Origin of the sequence: Streptomyces rubellomurinus, from assembly GCF_000961885.1 — a bacterium.
Classification (GTDB): domain Bacteria; phylum Actinomycetota; class Actinomycetes; order Streptomycetales; family Streptomycetaceae; genus Kitasatospora; species Kitasatospora rubellomurina.
This window is the reverse complement of record NZ_JZKH01000225.1, coordinates 1-1885: the sequence shown is the minus strand read 5'-3', so window position 1 is coordinate 1885 and position 1885 is coordinate 1. Positions and strand designations below refer to the sequence as shown.

The 1885-nt window shown below is 77.6% G+C and carries 1 protein-coding gene; it reads right to left on the bottom strand.

All coding sequences use genetic code 11. The annotated features are described in order from the left end of the window. The coding region (locus VM95_RS37410) for an acyltransferase domain-containing protein (RefSeq protein WP_279616865.1) at window positions 1-1878 on the bottom strand (1878 nt) is incomplete at its 3' end. Between the last annotated feature and the right edge of the window lie 7 nt (window positions 1879-1885).

The window sequence follows — 1885 nt, the reverse complement described above, 5'->3', positions numbered from 1 at the left end:
CTGCACCAACCCCAACACCCACGCAACCACCTCGGCAGCAGAACCGCCGCCACACACCGCCACCACGACATCCGCCGCACCGACCTCACCCAACCCCCGGCACACCGGCCCCAACGCACCCCACGAGGCATCCACCGACGCCCCCACCACCGCCCACCGCCCCACCAACTCCCCACCCGCCACCACCACCGGCGACCACACCACCCGGTAGAGGTCGTCCCCGCGTCCGGGAACGGCGGGCGGCTGCCGGAAGGCCAGGCTGTCGACGGCGACGACCGGCGCGCCGGTCGGGTCGGCGGCGGTGATCGCGACGGCGTCGCCGTGCGCGGTGATCCGCACCCGCAGCGCGGTGGCGCCGGTGGCGGCCAGCGCGATCCCGGTCCAGGCGAAGGGCAGGCGGAGCCCGTCCGCGGGGTGCAGCAGCCGGGTGGCGTGCAGGGCGGCGTCGAGCAGCGCGGGGTGGAGGGCGTAGCGCCCGGCCTCCTGGTCGGTCCCTTCGGGGAGCGCGACCTCGGCGAACACCTCGTCGCCGCGCCGCCAGGCGGCCCGCAGGCCCCGGAACGCAGGCCCGTACGCGTATCCGGCCTCGGCCAGTCCCGCGTACCAGCCGTCCAGCGCCACCGGTTCGGCCCCGGCGGGCGGCCAGGCCTCCTCCCACGGCGTCGCGTTCGCCCGGCCGCCGCGCCCGAGGGTGCCGGTGGCGTGCCGGGTCCACGGGCCGTCCTCGCCGGGGCGGGCGTGGATGCTGACGGCCCGTCGACCGGCGGGGTCGGCCGCCTCCACCCGGACCTGCACCTGGACGGCGTCGGCGGTGGGCAGGGCGAGCGGGGTCTCCAGGGTGAGGTCCGCCAGGTGGTCGCAGCCGACTTCGTCGCCCGCCCGTACCGCGAGCTCCACGAAGGCGGTGCCGGGCAGCAGCACCGTCCCGGCCACCGCGTGGTCGGCGAGCCAGCGGTGGGTGCCGATCGCCAGGCGGCCGGTCAGCAGGTACTCGTCGGCGTCGGCGAGAGCGACGGTGGCGCCGAGCAGCGGGTGGCCGGCGGAGCCGAGGCCGGCGGCGGTGAGGTCGCCGGCGGTGTCGGTGCCGTCGAGCCAGTGGCGGCGGCGCTGGAAGGCGTAGGTCGGCAGCTCGACAGGACGGGCACCGGCCGGGATGGCGGCCTGCCAGTCCACGGGGGCGCCGTGCACCCAGGCCTCGGCGAGCGAGGCCGCGAGGCGCGGCCAGCCGCCTTCGTCGCGGCGCAGGGATCCGACGGCGGCCGCCGGGGTCCCCTCGGCCGTCTCGGCGACGGCGGTGGTGAGCACCGGGTGCGGGCTGAGCTCGACGAAGAGGGCGGCGCGCTGTTCGGCCAGCGCGCGGACGACGGGCGCGAAGCGCACCGGGTTGCGCAGGTTGTCGTACCAGTACGCGGCGTCGAGCGCGGTGGTGTCCAGGAGGCCGCCGGTGACGGTGGAGTGGAAGGGGATCCGGGCCCGGGCCGGGGTGAGGCCGGCGAGCGCGGTCAGCAGGCCCTCGCGGATCGCCTCGACGTGGGCGCAGTGCGAGGCGTAGTCGACGGCGATCCGCTTCGCGCGCACGTCCTGGGCCCGGCAGGCGGCCAGGAGCTCGTCCAGGGCGGCGGCGTCTCCGGCGACGACGGTGGCGGCGGGGCCGTTGAGCGCGGCGATGCCGATCCGGCCGCCGTACGGCTCCAGCAGCCGCGCCACCTCCTCGGCGGGCAGCGGCACCGACACCATGCCACCCCGCCCCGACAGCCCCAGCAACGCCCGCGACCGCAACGCGACAACCCGCGCGCCGTCCTCCAACGACAACGCACCCGCCACGCACGCCGCCGCGATCTCCCCCTGCGAATGCCCCACCACCGCCGCCGGCTCCACCCCGAAC